This is a genomic window from Acinetobacter sp. ANC 4973, assembly GCF_002135275.1.
In the GTDB taxonomy this organism is placed as follows: domain Bacteria; phylum Pseudomonadota; class Gammaproteobacteria; order Pseudomonadales; family Moraxellaceae; genus Acinetobacter; species Acinetobacter kyonggiensis.
In genome coordinates this window covers 166,642-191,448 of the sequence record NZ_NEGM01000005.1, presented here as the reverse complement: position 1 = coordinate 191,448, position 24,807 = coordinate 166,642, and the positions used below count along the sequence as shown (strand labels likewise).

General features: G+C 38.5%; 22 protein-coding genes and 2 pseudogenes. 15 read left to right on the top strand and 9 right to left on the bottom strand.

Annotated features, from left to right (window positions below; all coding sequences use genetic code 11):
* Positions 1–3 precede the first annotated feature (3 nt).
* The 10 genes and pseudogenes from B9T30_RS08230 (at position 4) to B9T30_RS08185 (ending at position 9,718) form a co-directional block, all read left to right on the top strand.
* Complete coding sequence (locus B9T30_RS08230) at positions 4–717, top strand: hypothetical protein (protein WP_086184546.1); 714 nt, start codon at positions 4–6, stop codon at positions 715–717.
* Positions 718–791: 74 nt separating this feature from the next.
* Positions 792–2,669 carry a hypothetical protein gene (locus B9T30_RS08225; RefSeq protein ID WP_086184545.1) on the top strand — a complete coding sequence of 626 codons (1,878 nt, stop codon included), beginning with the start codon at positions 792–794 and terminating at the stop codon, positions 2,667–2,669.
* Between the two features lie 24 nt (positions 2,670–2,693).
* Positions 2,694–2,999 (top strand): hypothetical protein, encoded by a 306-nt coding sequence (locus tag B9T30_RS08220; protein WP_227518950.1) that lies wholly within the window; start codon positions 2,694–2,696, stop codon positions 2,997–2,999.
* 58 nt (positions 3,000–3,057) lie between these two features.
* Positions 3,058–6,102, top strand: a complete 3,045-nt coding sequence (locus B9T30_RS08215) for a hypothetical protein (protein ID WP_171264141.1) — start codon at positions 3,058–3,060, stop codon at positions 6,100–6,102.
* Between the two features lie 69 nt (positions 6,103–6,171).
* Positions 6,172–7,032 carry a hypothetical protein gene (locus tag B9T30_RS08210; protein WP_086184544.1) on the top strand — a complete coding sequence of 287 codons (861 nt, stop codon included), beginning with the start codon at positions 6,172–6,174 and terminating at the stop codon, positions 7,030–7,032.
* 5 nt (positions 7,033–7,037) lie between these two features.
* The gene (locus B9T30_RS08205; protein ID WP_086184543.1) at positions 7,038–7,739 is read left to right on the top strand and encodes a hypothetical protein; all 702 of its coding nucleotides are present in this window, start codon (positions 7,038–7,040) and stop codon (positions 7,737–7,739) included.
* A 31-nt stretch (positions 7,740–7,770) separates the two neighbouring features.
* Complete coding sequence (locus tag B9T30_RS16480; protein ID WP_171264140.1) at positions 7,771–7,947, top strand: hypothetical protein; 177 nt, start codon at positions 7,771–7,773, stop codon at positions 7,945–7,947.
* Positions 7,948–8,208 (top strand): annotated as a pseudogene (locus B9T30_RS16815) (hypothetical protein); the annotation flags it as partial.
* A gap of 521 nt (positions 8,209–8,729) precedes the next feature.
* A complete protein-coding gene (locus B9T30_RS08190; protein ID WP_086184541.1) occupies positions 8,730–9,104 on the top strand; it encodes a hypothetical protein in 375 nt (124 codons plus the stop codon).
* On the top strand, positions 9,101–9,718 hold the full coding sequence (locus B9T30_RS08185) for a lysozyme (RefSeq protein WP_086184540.1): 618 nt from the start codon (positions 9,101–9,103) through the stop codon (positions 9,716–9,718). The genes B9T30_RS08190 and B9T30_RS08185 overlap by 4 nt, the downstream gene beginning before the upstream one ends.
* A 63-nt stretch (positions 9,719–9,781) precedes the next feature.
* Here the strand turns inward: B9T30_RS08185 and B9T30_RS08180 are convergent, their stop codons facing one another.
* The 3 genes from B9T30_RS08180 to B9T30_RS08170 are packed head-to-tail and all read right to left on the bottom strand — an operon-like array spanning position 9,782 to position 12,472.
* On the bottom strand, positions 9,782–10,573 hold the full coding sequence (locus B9T30_RS08180) for a hypothetical protein (RefSeq protein WP_086184539.1): 792 nt from the start codon (positions 10,571–10,573) through the stop codon (positions 9,782–9,784).
* A gap of 37 nt (positions 10,574–10,610) precedes the next feature.
* Positions 10,611–11,909 (bottom strand): Y-family DNA polymerase, encoded by a 1,299-nt coding sequence (locus B9T30_RS08175; protein WP_086184538.1) that lies wholly within the window; start codon positions 11,907–11,909, stop codon positions 10,611–10,613.
* The gene (locus B9T30_RS08170; RefSeq protein ID WP_086184537.1) at positions 11,906–12,472 is read right to left on the bottom strand and encodes a LexA family protein; all 567 of its coding nucleotides are present in this window, start codon (positions 12,470–12,472) and stop codon (positions 11,906–11,908) included. Before B9T30_RS08170 ends, B9T30_RS08175 begins: the two co-directional genes overlap by 4 nt.
* 327 nt (positions 12,473–12,799) lie before the next feature.
* Here B9T30_RS08170 and B9T30_RS08165 point away from each other — a divergent pair, with 327 nt between their 5' ends.
* The gene (locus B9T30_RS08165; RefSeq protein WP_086184536.1) at positions 12,800–14,623 is read left to right on the top strand and encodes a DUF4209 domain-containing protein; all 1,824 of its coding nucleotides are present in this window, start codon (positions 12,800–12,802) and stop codon (positions 14,621–14,623) included.
* 80 nt (positions 14,624–14,703) lie between these two features.
* Here B9T30_RS08165 and B9T30_RS08160 read toward each other — a convergent pair whose 3' ends face one another.
* Positions 14,704–16,320 carry a tyrosine-type recombinase/integrase gene (locus B9T30_RS08160; RefSeq protein ID WP_086184535.1) on the bottom strand — a complete coding sequence of 539 codons (1,617 nt, stop codon included), beginning with the start codon at positions 16,318–16,320 and terminating at the stop codon, positions 14,704–14,706.
* Between the two features lie 122 nt (positions 16,321–16,442).
* On the opposite strand from B9T30_RS08160, the gene dusB reads away from it, so the two are divergent.
* Complete coding sequence (gene dusB / locus B9T30_RS08155; RefSeq protein ID WP_086184709.1) at positions 16,443–17,489, top strand: tRNA dihydrouridine synthase DusB; 1,047 nt, start codon at positions 16,443–16,445, stop codon at positions 17,487–17,489.
* Positions 17,490–17,883: 394 nt separating this feature from the next.
* Here the strand turns inward: dusB and B9T30_RS08150 are convergent, their stop codons facing one another.
* Positions 17,884–18,930, bottom strand: coding sequence for an NAD(P)H-dependent flavin oxidoreductase (locus tag B9T30_RS08150; RefSeq protein WP_086184534.1), 1,047 nt, complete (start codon positions 18,928–18,930; stop codon positions 17,884–17,886).
* Positions 18,931–19,176: 246 nt separating this feature from the next.
* On the opposite strand from B9T30_RS08150, the gene B9T30_RS08145 reads away from it, so the two are divergent.
* Positions 19,177–19,698 carry a hypothetical protein gene (locus B9T30_RS08145; protein ID WP_086184533.1) on the top strand — a complete coding sequence of 174 codons (522 nt, stop codon included), beginning with the start codon at positions 19,177–19,179 and terminating at the stop codon, positions 19,696–19,698.
* Positions 19,699–19,919: 221 nt separating this feature from the next.
* On the opposite strand, the gene B9T30_RS08140 is transcribed toward B9T30_RS08145, so the two are convergent.
* The 4 genes and pseudogenes from B9T30_RS08140 to ahpF all read right to left on the bottom strand — a co-directional run bounded on the left by B9T30_RS08140 (position 19,920) and on the right by ahpF (position 23,655).
* The gene (locus tag B9T30_RS08140; protein WP_086184532.1) at positions 19,920–20,621 is read right to left on the bottom strand and encodes a VIT family protein; all 702 of its coding nucleotides are present in this window, start codon (positions 20,619–20,621) and stop codon (positions 19,920–19,922) included.
* Between the two features lie 122 nt (positions 20,622–20,743).
* Positions 20,744–21,088, bottom strand: a complete 345-nt coding sequence (locus B9T30_RS08135; RefSeq protein WP_086184531.1) for a hypothetical protein — start codon at positions 21,086–21,088, stop codon at positions 20,744–20,746.
* A 208-nt stretch (positions 21,089–21,296) separates the two neighbouring features.
* Positions 21,297–22,032 (bottom strand): annotated as a pseudogene (locus B9T30_RS08130) (IS5 family transposase).
* 57 nt (positions 22,033–22,089) lie between these two features.
* Positions 22,090–23,655, bottom strand: a complete 1,566-nt coding sequence (gene ahpF / locus B9T30_RS08125) for an alkyl hydroperoxide reductase subunit F (RefSeq protein ID WP_086184530.1) — start codon at positions 23,653–23,655, stop codon at positions 22,090–22,092.
* 275 nt (positions 23,656–23,930) lie between these two features.
* Here ahpF and B9T30_RS08120 point away from each other — a divergent pair, with 275 nt between their 5' ends.
* Positions 23,931–24,152, top strand: coding sequence for a DUF1653 domain-containing protein (locus B9T30_RS08120; protein WP_004648713.1), 222 nt, complete (start codon positions 23,931–23,933; stop codon positions 24,150–24,152).
* Positions 24,153–24,215: 63 nt separating this feature from the next.
* Positions 24,216–24,806, top strand: coding sequence for an O-methyltransferase (locus B9T30_RS08115; RefSeq protein ID WP_086184529.1), 591 nt, complete (start codon positions 24,216–24,218; stop codon positions 24,804–24,806).
* The last annotated feature ends 1 nt before the right edge of the window (position 24,807 follow it).

Genomic DNA, 24,807 nt, shown 5'->3' with positions numbered 1-24,807 from the left:
TGTATGACCTTACATCTTAATATTTCAAAAAGTCGCAATGCTTATGGTATGTGGTCTGGGATGCCAATCGATGAAGCATTAATTTACTACAAAAAACTTTACGCATTGGGAACAATATCAACTATTCATTTTGGAGTTTGGTTAGAGCCATTTGATGAAAATGGAAAACTTGCGACAGAAACAATTGAATTGTTTGATACATATGATTTAACACATCAACTCGTTGGGGAATTTAACGCTTTTGAACAAGGAGAAAAGGGATTTTTGGCGAGTACATTTATAGATAAAATTCCTTTAATTGATACTTCAAAATTACCTTGGTTATGTCAAAGCATCGATTTATCAGTACTGGATGCTCAAACTGATAGCGCGAATGTCGGTAGTTTTCAGCTGAATTATCTGACGGGGAATAGTTCTGGTGAAATTTCGATTCCATTTATTGAGACTCGAAATGCAGCAATATTAAATAGTGCTCGAGCCATAAAGGCCATTATGTTTCCAGATGGAGCAGAGGGTGGCACTCAGGCTTTACCAAAAGACTATCTAATGCGGATGACGATTTATATTTATGATAAACATAGCTATTCAACAAGAGTGTTTGAAGTTCAGCATTTAGTCGCCCTACAGACTGGCAGTATCCCGCTGGATGCAACTAACCGTGGCGGTGTTGGAATTGTGACGCTTAATTTTATAAAAATGTTTCCAATGCTGAAGTGATTGGAACAGTTTAAGTTGACTCAGTTCCTGAAGTGACAAAATTGCCTCAAGTATAAAAAGTTGAGGCATTTTTAATGCGTAATATTAATATTTTCAAACAGCATTGGGCACCGCATCAATCCCGTACCGTTGCAGGCTTTGACTCAGTTGTAAACAGCGGAACGTGCTCCATCGGCATCATTCAGGGCACATATCGGACTTTGAATGCAATTGTGACTGAAACAGCCACAGAGGATGATCAATGGCGTATCGTGAATTTAAAAGGCCATAAAGATGATATCGCAGCATTTGATTCTGTTGCGGTATTGGGCGCCGTAGATGATATGCAGGCTTCATCACTGGCGGTATTGCAGTTCGGCCGCATATTCGATTTTGATTCAGCTGTAGATAGTGTGATTGAAACCAATACACAGGGTCTTATGCGCCATTTAGCAGTACCGCACTATCATAAAAATAAAAACATCATTCCTGAATGGCAGCTGGACCAACTTCAAGATGTGACTTGCGGAACAGTACCGGGTTGGGACGGAATTAACCTCACTTCCCATGAAGGTCAAACGGCCCATTTAATGCTAGATATGCAACGTCATGACGACCATGGCGGACTGCTTCAGGAGTTTGACGGATTAGTACCGCTGTTGGAGTCTATTGGTGCAGTGTATGCGGACTTTGATTCAATTATTGTTGAATACCAGTATTTAGAAAAGCTGATGGGTATGCTGCATAAAGTCATGCAGAGCACTTCAAAAGGCGGGGTAAAAATTCTGAATGTTGAACAGAGTGAAAAGCCGTTTAAGCATAAAAAAGTGCTGAACATCGCCGTTTCCTATAATTTTGAAGACGGTCAAAGCATCACGATTTTATTCCACCATCCTGACCGTGAAGCTAAAAAGATTGCGCCGCAGGATACGCTGATTTCATGGAAGATCCTTATGAATAACCGTGATATTACTGGCGCGATACAGCCGAATCAGGGTGAAGGCATTGCAATGCCGGTACTGGCTGGCCGTATCATGAAATTGGTCAATCAGAACAGCGCCCGCTTTAAACGAACTCAGGCAAAAAAAGCTGAGAATGTTCAGGCACTAGCAGATGCAGAACAGCGTTTGCTTGATAAACAGGATACTAAAGCAGTGCTTGAAGCGGAAATTCAGGGGCTACTGAATCAGCTAGATGAACAACCGGCTCAGAATGAGAATGTTGCTAAAGATCCAGATGGAAAAGCTGTTTCAAAATCAGAACTTGAGAAGCAATATAAGCTATTGAGCTTTGAGCATCATATGTCATATACCACTGCTGATCCTGAAGAGTTTTATTCAGTGAATTATCCAGAGCGTATTCAGGATAATTTGCAAAAATCAAAAGATCTGCTAGATCGGCCCTTTAGTCCTGCTGCTGAAAAAGATGAAGATAAAGCAGCACTGGTGAGTTTGGTTGCGTTTGTGGAAGAAACGATAAAACTTTGGGAAAAGGGCAAGCCACAGCCACTTCCTCCAAAAACATATCCGCCTATTGAGGATTTAGGCGAAGGCTATTATCAAGCCTTCAAGAATGACAAAAAAATTGATTCTTGGACTGCGCATGTGAATACAAGTGGTGAGTGGGAAGTCTCAGCCAATAATGCTCAGTCTCGGGCATGGAACCGCGGATTTGGTGCACCGAGATTCTTTAATACGATTGAGGAAATGATTGCAAAATATCCTGCTTTTGCAGAGCTTCCTGAAATATTGGATACATCGAATGCGGGTGACGGCGGTGCAGGAAATTCAGATGACGCTGATTATTTAAATAAAATTATTAAAGGCGAGGTGGATTTCACCAAAGCAAACGAAATTGAAACGCAGCTTGAAGAAATAGGAAACCGTCTGCCAGCTGATTTAAGTGATTTGTTTGAACAAGCTGTTTCGTCTTATTCAGTCTACCAAGTTGGTCAAGCATCCCAAATTCACTGATAGGAAAATATGATGATGAATGCTATGGAAAAACTAAAGTTGACTAGAGAGCTGCGCCAGCTGGTAGATGCAATTCCAGCTCAGAAAGGCATGGAAAAACTGAGCAGCGCTAAGCGCTTGCGCGAGCTGATTGAGCTTTTAGGTGGAAAAGTTGCAGAAGCTGTAAACGCACTGTATCAGTCTATTATTGATGGCAAGGCAGAAGCATCTGTCGAGCTGTTGCAGAAAGTACGGGCTGAAGCGGAAAAAAATCTGCAAGATCCATTACTGATTAATGCTGTAAACGTACTGATTGCCCAAGTGAACGATATGGTTGGAACAGCGGAATAATTAGCCGTACTACATCTTTCAAAATAGCCCTTAACAGGGCTATTTTTTTGAGTGTGTGATGAGTGATTTTGCAAAAATTGACAGTATTCAGAATGAATCTGAAGTGTTAAAAACCATCGATGAGCTAATTGCTAAAATTGAGAATAATGAGATTGTTGAATGGAACAGTGAACAGGCTGAAAAACAGTACCGTGAATATTTATCCAATCTCGAAAACCATGACGGAAAACTAATCTTGGCCTCAAAAGCTTATTTTAATGAGCACCTATTAGGTAAGTCGGTGAAAACAGCTATTGGATTAGTCCGAATCAGTTCTAAATCACGGGGAAAAATTCATGACCGGATGCGGGATGTGAAATATCTTGCGATACCTTATATACCAGAAGTACTTATGACAGGTGAAATCAGTGATTTAGTACCGCTACATAAGGATAGGGAAGATAGTTCAGAAGGTTTTTATCATTTTACAAAAGATATTGTACTAAAAGAATTTACGCTAAAAATTCAGCTAAAGGTGTCTTTAGATGAGCATGGAAATCTGCTCTATTATTTAGGAGCTTCAAAACAAAAAAACCTACTTACGGACTTTATCACAGGCTCGAGACCCCAAAGTGCAGAAGTAGGCTTTGACTCAATTGAAGCACAAGCTGATCAAGAAATCAACATTGAAATTCTAAGCATCACTGATAAGGAAGGTCATGAATTATCTGAAGAAGAAGTATTCAAGACACTATTTAAGGCTTTTAGCTCTGGTGTAATTAAAGGTCGCAGCAACAAGGTTAAAACAGCCAAAGGCACTCAGGTTTCAACGGTATTTGCATTACTCGAGTCTAATCAAATCATTGCTTCACATACCTCTACAGGTGCTGAAAATCCTAATTATCCTCAAGAGCTGCAACCCCGTGACCGCAGCCGCGAATCATCACAGGCTTGGGTTCAAAAAACCTCAAATGGATTAGATCCGGAAAGTCTTGGCCGTTCTGGTCGTGCTGATACTGGTGCACCAATTGTGGGGGATGATTTAGTGGTTGAATCCGGCAATGGACGCACTATGGCCATACAGCTGGCTTATGAGCGCGGGCAAGCGAATGAATATCGGCAGTGGCTAATTGAAGAAGCTGAATATTTTGGATTTTCAGCTGATCAGGTTGAGAATTTTACAGCACCTATTTTAGTGCGTATCCGAACGTCTGAGGTGGATCGGGTTCAATTTACAGTAGAAGCCAATCAAGACGATAAGCTCTCATTCAGTGCAACTGAGCGTGCTAGATCTGACGCTAAACGACTAGATGAAAATCTATTGGCTTTATTTACTCCTGGTGATGACGGGGATTTGCTGACTGCCAGTAATCAGAAATTCATTCTTGGCTTTCTGAAATCCATTGGGGATACAGAAGCAGCGCAGTACATGACCACAGAGGGCAAGCCGACTCAGGCGCTAGTGACACGGATTAAAGCAGCTATTTTCAGCAAGGCTTACAACGATGATCGGTTGCTAGAAATGATGGCGGACCAAACAAAACCAGATTTACAGAATATGCTAAATGCCTTAGGTGCAGCCGCACCGAAGTTTATTGAAGCTCAAGCTGTGAGTCGTGGTGACATTCAAGATGTCTCTAGTTCAATTATTGACGGTATGGAGCAAGCATTAGATAAAAGGGTAGCTAATGCCATTATCGATGCAGCAAATACAATTGTAGCTGCAAAGCGAAATGACCAAGATATTGCCGAGTTTGTTCAGCAACAGGGTTTATTTGGCGATTTGGGAGAGGGTGTACCAGAACTGGCTGTATTCCTGTCTAAGAATAGCCGAAGTGCCAAGAAGATGGGCATGCTGTTCAAGGCCATGGCTGATTTTGCGGAAAAGCAGGCGATTGATCACTTAAATATGGGGCTGTTTGGTGAACCTGAGCCTGTCAGTATTAAAGATGCAATCAACTATGCAGTATCAGTGATCAATGACAATTACGGGGACCATGCCACGATCAGCATGTTTGATTCAGCCAATGACTCATTTACGCTCATTGATAAACATGCCCATCAAGCTGCTACTTCACCCTATAACAGAACATTACTGCCTGATCAGGATAGTTTGATTACTGGAGAGTATTTAAAAGGCAACGTACAGATTGGTGAGCTGAATATTGCAATTGAGAACCCAGCAGATTCAGTTCGTTCTGGTACTGATCCCAACGGTAAAGAATGGCAAATCACAATGCAGCATCATTATGGCTACATCAAAAATACAACGGGTGCCGATGGCGATGAAATCGATGTATTTGTTAAAAATCATTTAGATTCAGATCCAGAACATGCCTATATCATTCGTCAATTGGCTTCAGATGGTAGTTTTGATGAGCATAAAATCATTATTGGTGCTGAAACTGAGGATGAAGCTAAAGAGATTTACCACTCAAACTTTGAAACTGGTTGGCAAGGGTTTGGGAGTATTGAGCGCATTGCTATGGCGGATCTACCAGCGAAATTTCAGAATACATGGTCTGAGTTTGACTCTATTGACAGTATTGTGACGAAAGAGAATGTGCTGGATGTGATTGATCAATTGATTGATGTTGTCGATCATTTGGGAGGCCAAGAAAATCAGCCTAAAACTGTATTGGAAAAGATGGCAGTTAAACTCGCACGTTTAGAAGAAGAATTTAACACCATATTTGCCGATCAGCCTTTTATGGGGCATGGGGGAACGCCGTTTGTTGATAATTCCAAAGGCCGACAGATGAGGCGTAATCATGAGAAACGTCAGGAGCGTTTACAAGCCAAGCAAAAAGAAATTGAGCATCAAAAAGACAAAATTCAGCAAATGGAATGGCGAATTGCTGGTCGTAATACACAAACCAAAAAAAGTGCAAAGTTTATCGAAAAGAATCCAATTCATTTAGGATTATTTGAATTGGAAAAACAGGGACTGGTCAAGCAATGGAAACGTAATCCGCAGTATTTCTTTGTTAACGGTTTGGATAAGGTGGCATTGGCAACATTTAACGGCAAGATAGGTTTAGCCAATCGTTTCACTGCTAAGACGCAGGCTGAATTGGAGAGAGTGAAAGAGTTGGCTGCTTTGGCAAGTGAGCTGATAGCGTGATTGGAACTGTGTGAGTCAAATTCAATTCTAGTTTGAGAAAATAGCCCTGTATATCACAGGGCTTTTTTTATGGGTAATAATCTTGCAAAAGTGCCAGCCGCTAATACTCCTGTAGCGGTTCAACCGGAACGGATGAATGCTGATCCATTTTGGGGAACAGTTTCAAAGCATAAGTTTGCGGAATTCAATGTCTGTACGACTTCACTGGATGAAAATAACAATGAGGTTATTGCCATAGACACCAACCAACCCACGATCCGCGCTTTCTTGGTAGATGGCGATAAAACTATGGAAAGCCAATGGCAAACGCCTTTTGAAAACAGTAATCCAGAGCTGAAAATGCCGATGCTGGTGGCGGGTTTGCAGACTGGTCAAACCTTAGAAGCTATGGGGAGAATGGCTGAAAATACTCAAAATACAATACTTGGTGGCGCTGTTAAAGCTGCTGGTGAACTACTAAGCCCTTTTTCACAATTTGCCGAATCCGTAAAAGGTAAAACTAATCTGAATAAGGTCAATACAACGCAGGTATTCCTTTCAACCGCTTCTATACGTCTCAACCTCAGTCTTTTTTTTATTGCATTAGGGGATGCCAAAATTGAAGTTGAAGAGAAAATCATGCAGCTGGAATCGTGGATGGTCCCACAGTTTTTATCTGATCAATCTGTTTTAACAGATGTATCTGAAGCTGTTAAGCAAGGAGGTTGGAAAGATGCCCCAAAAGGACTTTTTTCAGGGGTTATTCCGCCGTATATCTCGCTGACGACACACGGTAAAACCTATTGGCCTTTTATTATAGAAAGTGTCTCTGCTCCAATTGTTACACCGATTGATGAACATGGAAACCGCTTAAACCTCGCCGTAAATCTAAGCATGGTGAGCCGTACCGCATGGGATGCTGATGATGTCCGTAAACTTTATGGGAAGTAATAAAGATGCTTAGTTTTGATCCTGTGCCTATTGGCAATAACACATATCAAATGAAAGAAATTGTATTCAATGATGCTTTGAAAGTCGCAGCCATTAATCAACAACTGAATGAGAAGCGTATCAGTGCATTTTTATCACATGCACTGTCTAATAAAGAGCAGCCGCTGAATATGACAGTTCAAGAGCGTTATTGCTTGATGCTGAAGTATGTAGAAAAGCAGTCAGCCACACTTTTTTCCACTGATGCAGATTTTTCTAAATGCTATTTGCATTCTGAAGAAAACTGGCAGCCTGAAATCTCACAAAATGGCATTACTGTGCGGCAATTAATTGGTCGGGAAGCAGAGTACCTTGAAGAGCATTGTGCCAATGCTGCGGAATGGATTGCATGCATGCTGGCATTTCAAATCAGTTATGCCGGGCATGAAATTCTATCGGAACTCCCTGACCGCAACGTCAATGATAGTGAATTTATTAAACAGTTTGCTGAGCGACTAGAATTCTTAAAGAAGCAGACTCAGAGCGATTTTGATTTGATCTATCAAGATTTCATTGCGCTCAATAACCAATTATTTACCATGATTCATTTAAATGTCAGCAATCAAGGTTTAGTCATTTCAAGAGGTGCAGATGACGCGCCGCTTCGATTTCGCCCCGCTGCCGCCTTTTTCGGAATCATCAAAGAATTGGACCAATCATTTGCTTAGCACGGCTCAGGATCTGGCCCAGCATTGCAAGATGTCTTTATATGAAGCTCTAAATTTGCCTATAAGTTTTGAGGCCTTTTTTTATTCATCTGATGCATGGGAAAAGAGAAAGTTAGAAATTGAAGCTGAAGCACAAAAGCATAATGCCCTTATCAAAATGGGGAATGAAATAATTAAAGTAATCAGTAATTCGGGAAGGAAAAAATAGATGAATACAACAAAGATTTTAGGTGAAGCTGTTGGCATCCAGCGGCAGGATATTATTGACCGCACGGAAGAGCAAACTGCGGACGGTCTGACAGGTGCTGTAATCTTAGGCCGTTTCAAGCGTGGACGGTTTGATGCACCGATGGAAATTCATCAGGGTAATATTCGTGGTCAACTTGGGTATGATCCAAAGAACCCGGACTACATCGCCGTGCAGGACTGTTTGGATACAGGTGTGCCCAGTGTGCAGGTGTTGCGATTAAAAGAGGCGGAAGATGATGCATGTGTGGGTGCAACCAAAAAAATTACACTAGGTTCAATTAATGAAGGTGGATATTATGATGTTGTAATCAATAAAATTCATTCATATCGTATTATTGGGTTTAGAGATGGACGAGAAGATTTAAAATCTATATTTGCACTGTATGGTATTGAAGTAAAACCACTGAATTCGGCTTTTGAAGAGGTTATCTCTAATGGTGGATACTATAATGAGGTTGAGTATGCTTCATTCTTTCATCCTGCAAATAACCATGTCGATGTTAAAATCGCTACCGTTGATGCCAATGCTATAGATGAATATATTGTTGATCCCGTGTATGGCAGAAATGAAACCGTAGTTTTTGAAACAAATTTATATGACGGTGTTAAGTTCTGTCTAAATTAAAAAAGTTTTATCTTAAAGCCCGCTATATAGCGGGCTTTTTTATTTGGAACAGGCTTTTTTTCACATTCATTTGTCACGCCAAAATACCTATATAGAAAATCATAGGTAATTAAGCCATGCAGGAAAATACTATTCCGTGGATTATTAAAATAATTCCAGCCATTGTTGGGGCTATTCTTGCCCTTGTCTTAAGTGGGGATATTGATAAGAACGGAAAAATACAAGTAACTGTCAGCGTTATTTGTAAATTTGCAGCCAGTGTTACGGTTAGTCTTTACGGTGGTTCAGCATTCATTGAGCATTTTGAAATGCTGAAGACTTCAACCATGTATCAGGGCTTCATCATGCTGATGTTCGCTGTATTTGGCTTAATGGCGATCGGCATTCTTTATCAGTCAATTGCACTACTGAAAGGTAAACCACTCTCTGAAGTTATTACTGAGATTAAATCAGCTTTCATTTCGATTATTGGAAATGGGGGTGACAAGTGAGTATTGATCAATCGCAACAAGTTGCTCAAGCATATTCTTGGCTTCGTGCTTTATCTGGTGGGAAATTATCAAATGCACAAGTGATTGCTGGCGATAAAGTTATTGCAATGCATGGACTGCCAGTATTCGCAGATATTATCGGATTTAAACTGAATGCCTTAGTTTCTGGTCTGCGTGATATTTCGGAAAAAGGTTTATCCCTCATTCGTGAAGCAGAAAGCCTTGAATTGCAAGCCTACTTGGATACTGGTGGCGTATGGAGCATTGGGTATGGAACAATTAAATATCCTAATGGTGTACGCGTTAAGAAAGGTGATGTATGTACCCGTGGACAAGCAGAAATTTGGCTTAAAAACGATTGCCTATGGGTTGATGCTTGTCTTGATAAACACGTAAAGGTCGCTGTAAGTCAGAATCAATTTGATGCACTGGCATCCTTTGTTTATAACATTGGCGAAACTGCTTTTATTAAAAGTACGATGTTAACGCTAATTAATAACAGCAATTTTTCCAGTGCTGCATCTCAATTTGATCGTTGGATCTATGACAACGGCAAAGAAATAAAGGGGCTTGTTAATCGACGAGCTAAAGAAAAAACTCTATTCCTCAGTTAAGACTATTAGGCCTGTAGAAAAGCCCTCAAATTGAGGGCTTTACCTTGGTAGAATCAGTTAAAATTAGCTAGATTTATCTAGCTTTAATTTGTCAATGCAGTGATTTAGGATTAATTCATGCATCTGAATTGTTTCTTCAAGGTAATTTAAAAATTTAAAATAAAATATTTTATTTTCTAGAGTTCCTGTTCGATCTTCTTTAAAAAAGCTTTCTATTTGAATGATTTGATCCTTCAAACCCAATTGATCGGAATATCCATAAATTTTTTCTTTAATATCATTGGCATTACCTTTATTTTCATATATTTGATTGATTTTAATTGATTTATTATAATAATCACTATAAAAACCGATTAAGAATCTATAGTGCATTTCAATTTGAAAACATTTTTTATCGAATTTATGGTAGGTATTTTCTAAAAAATCATCTTTTTTTATTTTGGAATAAATATTAATGTCCGGATATAAAGCTAGAAGTGAATTTTGAAAATTAAGGTTACTTCTAATTATAAACTCATTATATAAAATTAATTTCACACTTGTGTTTTTTATTATTAATGAGTTGCCTCTGATTATTATCAGCTCTTCATAAATTGGTTTTAAATTTTTTATGATGTTGGATAAATACTCATATTCCAATTCATATTTTCTCTGGTCTTTCCAACTATCCAATAAAAAATATGCGGCTATCGGAGCAAAGATTGTTGCAGACCAGCCTAAAATCCCAACTTTTGCATTAACAATTTCAGCGCCTGTTTCAGGAAGTATAACTAATGAATAAAATAGAAAACACAAAACAAGAAGAAATGCATATGTTATAAACAACTTGCCAATTAAATTAACTTTCTTATCCATAATTATCTTTACTTAGAATTTAATAAATAATGAGTTATTAATTATTTATCGTCAACATTCCATCCCAACTAAAATAATTCTGAGTCAAACTCTGCCGTGACATAGCCCACGCTCTGCCATGCATTTTACATGGGCCAATAGCAATCTTCTTATCTCCAAATCTTACTTTAACTTTCTCTAAAGCTTCCTGAAGTTTTTCATTTTTCTTTATCTGTGTACTATCAGAAAGCAGGTCATATATGTATGTCGATTTCGGTTCGATAGCAGTCAAAATTACACCGCATTTTTTAAACTCAATTCCTTCTTGAAACAGCTTTTTCATATGATGCATCACAGCTTTATTCATTACAGCAGCGGAGTCTGTAGGTTCTGGAAAGCCAATGCTTATAGATTCATTGTAAAAGGGCTTATTTTTATCAAAAGGATTGGACTGAGCGAAAGCAATTACACAGCCGCACAGGGAATTATCTTCTCTCAAGCGTTTTACTGCATTTTGTAGATAATCACTCATAGCTTCAGATAGAGATTCAATATCTGTAACCCTAGATCCAAATGAACGTGATGAGATAATTTGTTTCTTGGTAGGTGGTGCTTGTTCAAGTTCAATGCATGAAGTGCCTTGCAGCTCCATAACTGTACGTTGCATCATGACAGAGAACTGTTTACCCATTTGGTGAGGATCTGCTTGCGCTAAATCTAAAACTGTATTAATGCCCATTTTGTGTAGTTTTTTACTATGCTGACGACCAACACCCCAAACTTCAGACACATCAATCAAACCTGAAAAGTAATCTCTATGCTTTGGGTCCATTGTCACAAGGTTGCAGACACTATTAAAGCGTTTTCCTTTTTTGGCCATGTGATTTGCAAGCTTAGCTTCAGTCTTGGAACGACCAATACCAACACATACAGGAAGGCCAATCCACTTCATGATCCGCTGACGTATTTCTTGGGCATATTCAGTTAAATCATAGTTTTCAGTGTAAGCAGTGAGCCTCAAAAAACTTTCATCAATGGAATAGATCTCTTGTTCTCCTGGTGCAACATAATCAGACAGAATCGAGTGAAAACGATGAGACATTTCAGCATATAAGCCGTAATTGCTTGAGAGGACTTGGACGTTATGCTTTTCGACAATATCGCGGATCTGAAATAGGGGAACGCCCATTTTGATTCCTAAATCCTTAGCCTCTTGAGAACGTGCAACAGCACAGCCGTCGTTATTGGATAAGACAATGACTGGTACATCTCGAAGCTTGGGATTAAATAGACGCTCACAACTCACATAGCAGTTATTTACATCAATGAGCGCGTATATTTCTTCTTGAGATTTCATCTGAATTTCTTAATCACGTTTGTTACAACGCCCCAGATTTCGAATTGCTGACCTTCTTCGGGGTGAATGTCTGAGTAGCCTTCATTTTCAGCTTTAAGCCAGCAGCCTTTCGCATCAACAATAAGTCGCTTAACAGTAAATTCATTATCAATACAAGCAATAACGATATCTCTATGCTGCGCTTCAATACTACGATCGACAATCAAAGCATCATTGATATCAATACCAGCATTCAGCATTGAAAGTGAATTGGCTCGAACGATAAAAGTTGCATTTGCGTTATTGATTAAGAACTCATTCAAATCAAGTTTTTTATCGGTGTAATCTTGAGCAGGAGAGGGAAAGCCAGCTTGTACGCGCTCAATAACAAGTGGAATTTCCATTTTGGTGACAGGATCGAACTGACGAATATCATCAATTTCATTTCCTTTTTTGGGAGACTTTAAGTATTCTTTGATATCAACGATACGAGATTCAGGCACTCGAATAACTTTTGTTTCTTCAACACCTTTTTTTCGACCTGCGCCAGCTCTTGCGCCCCCATGCTGAATTTGCTCACTCATTGTACACCTTGATATATGTTACATTAATCAAGATTGTAAAGAGTTAGGGTTTCCCAGACAAACTTTAAAAATCCTTCAAAATCAAAATTACGACATTAGCTGTCGCATTATTTTATATTTTCTGATAAACGGTTGACTCCTTATTCGCTTTAAATTTATTTTTTATTTCAGATATTTGAGTAGTTTATTATGTGGTCGTATAACATTTTATACGTATTAGATAAGTGTCTAGTTGTGAAAAAGCTTAAACGCAAATAAAAGTAAGGTTTTAAACATACAAATTTTTAAAAACATAAGAGTTAGATAGATTCTGGCAGCAAGGGTGATATGAAAGATTCAATACAGTTAAATCGTCAATTATTTATAGAGTGTGAATGGATTTACGAGGTGCCTCAAGAGCACGTTAATGGTTACCATTCTATTATGTCTAGTCTTGAAAACTCTGCAAAAAAAATGGATTTAGCAGGGAAGAAAGATTGTTCTAAAGCTCTTTCATTGTTAGCACGAGCAACATCAATGAGATTGATAGCAGATAGTTTAAATGAACCATTTGTGGCTTACTATATAAATTATCAAGAAGGAAAAAGAACAACCATACTAGAAGATTTTACAAGTGAAGAGCTGACTTTTTTTGAAGATATTTTGAATGATGTTAATGAACCATACTTAAAGGCAAGGTTAGCGGATTTGCTATGGTTATTAAAACAACCAAGGAACCCTAATCATGCAATAGCCGCAATAGATTCTTATATTGCCAATATAATTGATGACGAACTTTGGCATCACGACGTTAAGATTTCTTGGGAACGTGCTGCACTATTATGTATACAAATCCGAGATATGAATCGTTTGGATGATATTAAGCAAAAGCTTTTTTCAGCATTTCAGCTCGAATATCCAAGTAGTAAGTTTATGGAGCTTTGGATTGCACAATTATTAGATAAATTAAAGATTGATAAAGATTTTAGAGAAGCGATAGCCTTATCACTTTTTAGGAAGGCAGGTACTTTAAGGGAAAATGAGGATTTCCATTCTGCAATATCATATTTTGAATTAGCATCAAAAAAATACCAACAATGTGCTGATGAGGAAGGTTTTATAAGATCCTTAATTTCAATTGCTGAATGCTACGAATTAGAGGCTGATTCCCGAATTATTAACAGTAATATGGTCGCCAATTCTTTCTATGAGAATGCAATACAAGCATATCGTAGAATTCCTAATAAACACCGAGATACTTATGGGCTTGAAAGTAAAATATTAGAGATTCGTACCAAAATAACAAAATCTGGGCAGGCTGCGATAGGCGAAATGACTATGATCAGCACCCCCAAAGTAAACATTTCAGATATGGTTGAGTTATCAATTAACCACGTAACAGGCAAGCATAGCTCTCAGGAAGCATTAATGTACTTTGCTGGTTTTGAGGGGGCAAATTATGAAAATCTGGTTAAAAGTGCGAAAGAGTCCATTCAAAGCGGCTTAATAAGTAGCATGTTTTCTGGGCGTCATATGAGTGATGATGGGCGTGTTGTCGCAAGGACACCAGCTATGAATTTAAGCGCAGGTGATACTGACCCAACGAATTTAGCTGCATTAGATATGCAAATTCAAACTATTTTTTCTATCCAAGTACAACTTGCGGTCGAGGGGCAAATACTTCCTGCATTAAGGCAATTATGTAAGGAACATAGATTTACGAAAGAGTTAATGGTAGCAATTTGCCATGCTTCACCTTTAGTACCAAAAAATAGAACTACATTACTGGGACATGCTCTCTGGTTAGGTTTCGAAGAGGAATTTGGTTCCGCAATCCATTTGCTTTGTCCTCAGGTCGAACATATTGTGCGATCGAAATTGAAAGAGGCTGGAGCACATACAAGTAATATAGATAGAGATGGTATCGAAAATGAAAATGGATTAAGTACGTTGATGGAGTTACCAGAAGCAACGCAAATTTTTGGTAAAGACTTAACTTTTGAAATTAAAAGTCTTTTCACAGAAGCACTAGGGTTTAATTTGCGTAATAAAGTTGCTCATGGGTTATTAGATGATGATACTGCGACTTCGTTAGCATCTATTTATGCATGGTGGATGATCCTTAAATTAATTATTCATTCAATTATTAATAGTGGAATAAAGAAAGAATAAGCTAAATCATATACATTACCTTACATGATTTAGCTTAGTTACTTTCATTTTTTTAAATCAATATGTATGGGAGAAAGACATTATTTATTGATGAGTTTCGATTGATCAAAATTACAGTATTTTGAAATATCTATCCATTTCTCAATGTCTGTTTCCCATTTATATACCCGATCATTTTCAATTTTTAGTAGATCTAGACCATTCATACTAAAATGTGTTGCATCGATAGGAAGTGATTCCCATTGAATTACACCAGATTCAGATAACCAATTTTCCCAAGCATTTTGTATGTATGGGACTACAAATGTTTGTTGGACCTCACTCCATGCAAAAATATTTTGTATATTTGATTTTTCTTTATAGGTATCAATAATGCTTTTAGTGGGTCTAAATGACTTTATAAATTTCTTTAATTGTTCTTCAATGAAAGGGAAATCAGTATTTAGACTATCTGGTGAGTGAACTTCAGCGAATGCTTCTTCTGCAATTGCTAAATCTTCAGCTGACACATAACGCTGCTTAAGTGCAAATTTAGAATAATTTTCACCATATTGTTGGTGTGCTAATTTAATGGCATCTTGGTAATTGATGCGTTCGCCACGTTTTTTTAAGTTTACATAGCGTTTTAAACTATTCCATGAAGAGTGGAGTGTAATAGTTTGAAGTTGGGGGATTGTGAAGCCGTCCTCAGCATAACGTGTAGCAGCTTCATGACGTAAGTCGTGGAATCTTAGATCTACAATATTATTGATTTTGCATGCTCGACGAAAATAATCACTGACTGTTTGAACATTTACAGGAACTAAAAGCTCATCACTATAACCAAGCTCTAGCATACGTTTCCTAGTTGATGGTTCTAATAGTTCTTCAATAATTAGTAATGCATTAGGTTCAAGATGGGCGAATTTATGATTTCCTTTTGATCCATCTGGATTTTTAACATCACGAATTTTCCATTGACTATTTTTTTTATCAAAATCATCCAAACGCATTTCGCAAATTTCACCTTCCCGACGGCCAGAATAAATGGCAAACCACATGATCAGATGCATTGGTATAGCGTTGCGTACGCGCTTCCAACCTTTATAAAAGTGATTGGTGAGAATAAGTAGTTCTTCTGGTGTAATTAGACGATCACGTTCTTTTGATTTAGTGACGATACGTGCTTTCTTCAAGCCATTTAAAGAGTGTGTGAGTTCATCTTTCGACTTTTCAATACTCTCTCCCCAAACAAGTTCGGCATGATTTAGAACACTCGAGATGTGAGATAAGTCTTTTAGGGTTGTAGATGGACTTACGCCATCAATCATTTCTAAAGGGTTGCCTTTACGCCGTTCGATAGCAAATGAAGAAAAATCTTGGCGAGATAGGGTGTAAACATCTTTTTGGGCTATGTCGTAATTGCATATGTTTTTTAGTGCTGAAGCCTTGGTATTCGAAAACTCATCTCCAATTTCTTCAATATATTGTTTTATGAATTGTTCTAAAGTTTTTGACACTTGCTCAGCATCTGGATTTAGAATAGTAGGGTTGACCAGAATCTCTGCTTCAATACGTTTGATCCATTCTTTTGCCAAAGACTCTTTTGGGAAGGTTCTAGTTTTAATAAATGGTGGTAAGCCTTTACGGCTAATTCGTATTTGCGCTCTAAATCTAGTTTTACCATCAGCAGTTGTACGCTGTGCAATTGTTCCCATTAAATTTGCGCCATAAAATGAATTTACGCCACATACTAACCTATGGCGTAAATTGGGCGCAATGAATACTTGCAAATGCTTAAGAATAGTTGAGAATGATTGAGAATATAGGAAGTACCAAGTTGTTAAAAAACAATGTTATAAGTGAATTGTTCGATAAATCAAAGACTACGCCTATTTTTGTTGCGCCGATGGCAGGTGTTACGGATCGTCCATTTCGGACGTTATGTAAATATTTTGGTGCTGGGCATGCAGTCAGTGAAATGATGACATCAGACCAGACCTTACGCATGAGTAAAAAAAGTTTATATCGTGCTAATTTTGATGGCGAGCTTGCCCCGATATCGGCACAGATTGCAGGTTCAGATCCATTAGATCTTGCTGAGGCAGCACGTTTTCAAGTGGCAAATGGTGCACAAATTGTTGATATCAACATGGGCTGTCCTGCTAAAAAAGTATGTAATAAGTTAGCTGGTTCAGCGTTGTTAAAAGATGAAGATCTGGTCGCGCGTATTTTAGATACCGTTGTTGCCGCAGTTGATGTTCCTGTGACTTTAAAAACTCGATTGGGTTATTTAAATGGTCATGAAAATATTATGCGTGTTGCAAAACGTGCAGAACAAGCGGGCATAGCTGCATTGGCATTGCATGGTCGTACGCGTGAGGACATGTATTTAAATACGGCACGTTATCGTTTGATTAAAGAAGTCAAACAAATGTTAAGTATTCCTGTGATTGCCAATGGTGATATCGACAGTCCTGAAAAAGCAAAATATGTGCTCGACTACACGGGTGCTGATGCCATTATGATTGGTCGTGCAGCACAAGGTCGCCCGTGGATTTTTCGTGAAATTTCTCACTATTTGTCAACAGGTCAACATTTAGCTGCACCGAATATTCAAGAGGTTAAGGATGTACTTTTAGGGCACTTATCGGAACTCTATGAATTCTATGGTGAGTACTCTGGTTGTCGTATTTCACGTAAACATATTGCTTGGTATACCAAAGGTTTACGTTCCAGTAATGAATTTCGTCAAAATATGTATAAAGTAGAAAGTACGGCCGATCAGTACAAAGTGGTTGAAGCCTATTTTGATGAACTTTTAGCGCAAGGTGAAATCATGAGTGATGTTCAGGTGGAACAGATCAATTTACTTGAAACAAAATAAAGCGTGGCGAGTAAAAAACCTCTCAATTGAGATAATGCGGATCAGTTGAGGGGTTTTGTAATAAACTCCTTAGCTTTTTAGTTCTTCACAACGGAGTCTTGTATTTTTAAATCAAATACTAGGAGCTCATCTATTACTTTGGATAAGCCCAAATGAGAAGCCTCAAAATATATTTTGAGTTCGCAAGAAAGGCATTGTCTCCGCAAAACTCGCCAAATACCTTTTATTGATTAATAACTTGCAGAAACTGTACTTTTTCAAAGTAGTCTTGCCTCGAACAGTTGCGGATGACGTTTCCGCGTATCGAATAACATCATGAATTTAAAATAAAAAAGCCAGTCAATTTCTTAACTGACTGGCATCATTTTAATGGAGAGGCTTTTTATCATTTACCTTATTGCGTCTGGCTCATTTCTAACACCAGTTGATTGACTAAATCCGCAGCTTCCATTTCACGAATTTGAGCGACATTTGTTCCCGCCCAGAATGCAGAAAAACCAAAATCTCCTTGGGCTGATGCTGCGGCATTGAGTTGTTTGCCCAAATCATAGCAATACGGGTAGGTGGCGACATTAGGTCGTTCAGGTCGATCGATTTGAGTATGCCAATGATTAATTAAACCACGTGCAGGACGGCCTGAAATACTTTCCGTGATTTGAGTAATGGGGGTATTGAATAATGCTTTTCGATAAGCAGCATTGGCATTTGAGCTTTTACATTGTACAAATGCAGTTCCCAGTTGAACGGCTTCAGCACCTAATTGTATGAGTCGCTGGGCTTGATGTCCATTCATCAGACCACCAGCAGCAATGATCGGTAAATGACAATGTTTTTTTAACAACTGAACCAAATCAGAAGTTTTTACCGCACTGTCAAATGTTTCATTAAAAATGCCCCGATGCCCACCAGCCTCAATGCCTTGAGCAATAATAATATCAATACCTGCGGCTTCAATTTTAAGTGCTTCAGCTAGATTCGTCGCTGAAACCATAGTCATAATCCCAGCATTTTTTAATGCTTGAATTTGATGTGGATGTGGAATGCCGAAGTGGAAACTGACTGCTTTAGGCTTTGTTTCTAAAACTAAATTTAAATAATCATCATGATCTAAAAAACTTGGATAAATACATTCTAATTCAGTTGGAGGAACTGCATTATATTTCTCAAATTGAGGAATTAAATATTGAATCCACTGCTTTGCAAGGTCATGGTCTAAAGCTGAACTTTGGTGGCAAAAGAAATTCACTTGAAAGGCTTGGTGAGTCAGCGCTTGAGTCTCTAAAATCTGTTGGCGTGCTGCTTCAACAGAACTTGCACCCAAGCCGAGTGAACCTAAACCACCTTGATTAGAGACTTCTGCTGCCAATTGAGGGGTAGAAACACCTGCCATTGGGGCAAGGAAAATAGGATGTTTAATATCGAGTTGTTCTAATAAAGTCATATTTAGCTCCTACGAGTACAGATTACTTTGCCCAAGCACTAGAAATTAAGCAAATAATATTCGTTATTTCTTTACGAAATAAAATGATTATTTTTTTGATTTTCTTGAATAAAGAAATTTGAAAATAACCTTTCACACTGGAGCGTATAAAAGTTCAATCCATCGGTTTAATAAAATGAAAAATCAATTTGACTGGATATTTTCAGGCATAATATTGTGCTGTATTCGGTAATTATTGGACAATTTATGCTGAAGCCGTTAATTTTAGCGACTTTAATTTCAACTTTAGTGCTTTCAGCCTGTTCATCTTCTGAACAAAATGAAACACAAATTGATCCTCAAAAGTATCAAGTTCAGGATGTTGCCAGCTTGCAACAGCGCTTTGACTTATTGAATCAAAAATTATCGAAGGATTATCAAGCCTTTAAAAAAGCAAATAGTATTGCTTTCTCAGACCAGTCGGTATTTGATAGTCGTCAGCTTAAGACTCTAAATTTACATGCAGTCAGTCGAACGTCTTTAAAACCAGTTAAAACAGCCTATTGCGAAATGATGAATGGTTATTTTGCTGAAATGTATCATTTGGGGCATCAAAATTTGAGTTTGATAGGGCAGCTTCAATTGCCTCATGCGCAGCATGAAGATTTAGCAAAAAGTTTTGCAAATGCAGATCAATTTTATGATTTTATTTTAAATCGTTATACATCGTACCGTCAGGCACAAGAAATTATGGGTTTTGGCTGTAATTTAAAAGAAGCCTTAAATTAGATTTAAAAAACCAAAACTCAAAAAGCCCCTATTTAAGGGGTTTTTTCATCACTAAAAATGTGTGATTAATAGTCCGTTTATTTTGGATTGTGGGCTTTCACTAGGGGAGCGGATTGGATGATATTTTACCCTGATGCCGTTACCGATAAAGGAAAAGATGAGCCATATAGTCTTTTTAAATGAGCGTAATTGATGCTTTATATCAGTACAAATCAATTAATTTACATGGGATGGACGTTAAACATTGAACCAATCCATGCAGAGAAGCTCATGGCAATAATTCCCCAAATCACGACACGTAAACTGCCTTTGAGCATAGATGTTCCTGCAAAGTAGCTCGATAAAGCACCTAGCCCAGCTAAGGATAAAACGCCTACAATCATGACGACTGTTGCAACATATTGATCTGGACTAATTAAAATAGAGAACATTGGGAAGAGTGCACCCAATGAAAAGGCAAGAGCAGATGAACCCGCAGCTTGTAATGGGTTGGCAGCCGTATTTTCATGAATACCTATTTCATCACGTGCATGTGCGCCAAGGGCATCATGAGCAGTGAGTTGCACGGCAACTTCATGCGCTAACTCTGGGTTTAAACCGCGCATGATATAAATCTGGGTTAATTCTTTGAGTTCATGTGTTGGATTTTTATCTAATTCTTTAGCCTCCATATGTAGATCTGCTTCTTCAATATCCACTTGTGATTTTACGGAAATATATTCACCAGCAGCCATGGAGCTTGCACCTGAAATGAGACCCGCTACACAAGTGATCAGTAGCACTTGAGTTGATGCTCCGCTTGCTGCCATCCCTATAATTAAACTGGTGACTGAAATAATCCCATCATTAGCCCCGAGTACTGCGGCACGAAGCCAACCAGTTCTATGAATATAATGTTTTTCATTATGATGAGAATATGACATATAAACATGCTCTTAGGAAATTTTAGCACTTTAACCATATAAGGAATGGGAGGTAAAAAGCAAGGTTGATCTAAGAAATAAAAAAGCTCCAAATAAGGAGCTTTTTTATTTACAAAATAAAATTATTGTTGAGTTTTTTCTTTAACATCTGCGGCACCTTTTTCAACCGCACCAGCGGTCGCAGCAGTTGCATCTTTTGCTGCTGTTTTTACATCATCTGCCGCTGCTTCAGTTTTTTTAGCCGCTTCATCTGCTGCGGCATCAATGTGAGCTACTGCTTTATTTGTTGCAGCTTCAGTTTTTGCCGCTGCTTCGTCAGCAGCATTTTTAATGTCCTGACCTGCTTGAGTTGCAGCATTTTCTATATGTTCACCAGTTGTAGCACCTGTTTCAGGTGCTTTTTCTTTATTACAGCCAACAAGTGCAACAGTAGCAGCAAGACCTAAAGCAACAAGTAGTTTGTTCATTGTCATATTTCCTTTTAATTGTTTTATCCACATGAATGGGATATGTGCGAATATAATAGAAAATAGCTCAAATAAAGATCAAAAAATTGTTAATAAAATGTAACCTTTGATAAAAAAATAATTGAAAAAAAAGCTTATATCTATTCGTAGATATAAGCCTATGTATTATCATTCAATATAAATGATTTAATTTACCTAGGGCGTGTCATCAATTAAGCCAAATTATTGTTGAAGCAAGATAGATTGCTGACAGGAAGTTTTGAGCCAATTTGTCATAGCGTGTGGCAATACCTCGATACTGCTTGAGTCTGGCAAAAAAGTTCTCGATTAGATGTCTTGCCTTATAAAGATGTTGGTCATAATCACGCTGATCAATAGCATTACTTTTGGCTGGCATCACAACTTGACCATTGTTCTTATGGATCGGATCAATCACTCGACCCTCGGAGTTATAAGCTTTATCCATGAGCCAAGTCTGGCTTAATGATAAGTCTAGCAGCACATCAGCACCATTTAAGTCAGCAGTGAGATAAAAGCCTGTTGGGTTGCCTAAGGCATCAGTACGGGCATGAATTTTAGTGCTTAAGCCACCTTTACTACGTCCGATTGCCTGATCTTTTTTTTCCAGCACTGTGTTGATGAGCGCGCACAATGGTGGAGTCTAGCATGGCATATTCATTGTCACTGTCATGTGACAGCACTTCAAAAACTCTCTGCCACACGCCTGTTTTAGCCCAGCGGCTAAAGCGAGTATGCATGACTCTAAAATCACCAAAGCGTTCAGGCAAATCTCGCCACGGGATACCTGAGCGGTAACGATATAGTACTGCTTCAACAAATAATCGGTTATCTTTGGCGGTTACACCAACCGTACCTGTTCGTCCAGGTAACAGATCTTTAATCTGTTCCCATTGATCGTCTCTTAATGCATAGCGTTTAGTCATAAAAGAATAATAAGGACGCGTCAGATTTTATCAACCTAATTGATGACACGCCCTAGATTACTGCCCTGAACGGATGATGTAATCAAAAGCCGACAATGACGCTTTGGCACCTTCACCTGTGGCAATGATGATTTGTTTGTATGGCACAGTGGTACAGTCACCCGCCGCAAACACACCTTTCACATTGGTTTCATTACGGTCGTTAATCACAATTTCACCACGGTTTGAAAGCGCAACATTCGATGTTTTTAAGAAATCCGTATTCGGCAATAAACCAATTTGTACAAAGATACCTGCAAGCTCAATTGTATGTTCTACATCCGTAGCACGGTCTTTGTATTTAAGTGCCGTCACTTGTGAACCATCGCCCACGACTTCAGTCGAGAGTGCATTCATAATCACGGTGGTATTTGGCAAGCTGTTGAGTTTGTCTTGTAGCACTTGATCAGCACGCAGTTTGGTATCAAACTCAACCAAAGTCACATGCTCAACAATCCCTGCAAGGTCAATCGCCGCTTCCACACCCGAATTACCCCCACCAATCACTGCAACACGTTTGCCTTTAAACAAGGGACCGTCACAATGTGGGCAATACGCCACACCACGGGTTTTGTATTCTTGCTCACCCGGTACATTCATTTCTCTCCAACGTGCACCAGTCGATAAAATAATGGTTTTTGATTCCAGTTTAGCGCCATTTTCCAAAGTCACTTCAACCAAACCATTCACGGTTTCATCGGCACCTTTAATGGCAGCCACTTTTTGTAAGTTCATGATGTCGACATCATAAGCACGCACATGCGCTTCCATTTCAGCAGCAAATTTTGGGCCTTGTGTTTTTTGTACTGAAGTGTAGTTTTCAATGTCCATGGTATCCATGACCTGACCACCAAAGCGTTCCGCCACAATCCCCGTTTGAATGCCTTTACGTGCTGCATAGATGGCTGCGGTATTGCCCGCAGGGCCACCACCAATCACCAGTACATCAAACACCCCTTTAGCATTGAGTTTTTGTGCATCTTTGCTGGATGAGTGCGTATCAAGCTTTGCCACAATTTCTTCCAAAGTCATACGACCTTGACCAATATGCTCACCATTTTGGAACAACATCGGTACGGCCATGATTTTGCGCTGTTCCACTTCGTCTTGGAAGAACGCGCCATCAATCATGGTTGCCGTAGCATTTGGGTTATTAATGGCAATTAGGTTTAAGGCTTGCACCACGTCAGGACAGTTATGACAGCTTAAAGAGACAAATACATCAAAATCAGCCGTTAAGTTTAAGCCTTTAATTTGTGCCAACACTTCATCAGACACTTTAGGCGCATAACCTGAAACTTGTAATAAGGCTAAAATTAAAGAGGTGAACTCATGACCCATCGGCAAGCCAGCAAAGTTAACCCGTGGTTGCTCACCAACTTTGGCAATACCAAAACTTGGACGACGGCTATTGCTTCCATCAAAACGAGCAGTCACTTGATCGGATAACGCTGCAATTTCAGTGACCAATTCTTTAATTTTGTCTGATTTGTCGGAATCATTGAGCGATGCCACAATTTCAATTGGACTTTCTAAGCGTTCAAGTAGGGTTTTTAATTGTGCTGAAGTATTTTGATCTAACATGGCAAACGTCTCCAAAGGAGTAAATGTCTATTGAATGCAGTCATCATAAAACAAACCATTAAATAGGTAAAACAGTTTGTTTTTATAATTAAGATCGAATAAGTAGATTGATCTGTTCTTCATTAATGTAAACAAGCTTTTAACTTGGAAGATGAGGGGTTAATGTGAATATTCAAGTATTTATCCGATATTTCATGGAAATAATAGGATTTATGTAATGATCAATAAAAAATTTGATTATGATGAGGGGGACGTTTTTCACTAGGCAAAAAGCAATGAATCTTAAATCTGGAATTTATCAACATTATAAAGGGAATTTATATCAAGTTTTTCATGTGGCGACACACAGTGAAACGGGTGAAAAGCTGGTGGTCTATCAGTGTTTATATGGTGATTATTCTATGTGGGTACGTCCATTAGAGATGTTTCAAGAAACGGTTACTTTATCTGATGGTCAAGTCTTACCACGATTTAAATTGATTCAAGAAACGGCTTAAATATAGATTTTTATTATAGATAAGTTAGACTTAGTACAAACACTAAAAATAGAGACATCTGACATGAGCATGAGTTTTGTATTTCAACAACGGATGCAAGAGTTGTATCAAAATTTTATTAAATTTGATGCCTTACAAACTGATCGTATTCAGCGTTATCGAAATATTGAACCAGACTCTGCATTATTTCTAGCCATGCAAATTCGTATTCAACAATCGCAGAGTATTCTGGAGATTGGAACTTCAACAGGGTATTCGACTTTATGGCTGGCAGATGCTGCGCAAGAAACGCAAGGTCATGTAACCACATTAGAAATAGATCAATCTCGCACAACTCAAGCAAAGCAATATGCTCAAGAGTTGGCATTGGATCATGTGATTGATTTTTGGGTCGGTGATGCGCAAAACTTTCTTGAAAATAGTGCAAATCACTATGATTTTATCTTATTAGATGCTGAACGCGATGCTTATGTCGATTATTGGATTTTTCTACAAAAAATGATTCATCCGCAGGGCGGTGTTTTGATTGTTGATAATGTCATCTCTCACGCTGCGGAAGTTAAAAAATTTATTGAGTTGGTTGAAGGTGATGAACGTTTCATCAGTATGACTTTGTCTATAGGCGCAGGATTATTTATGATTTGTTATAAATAAT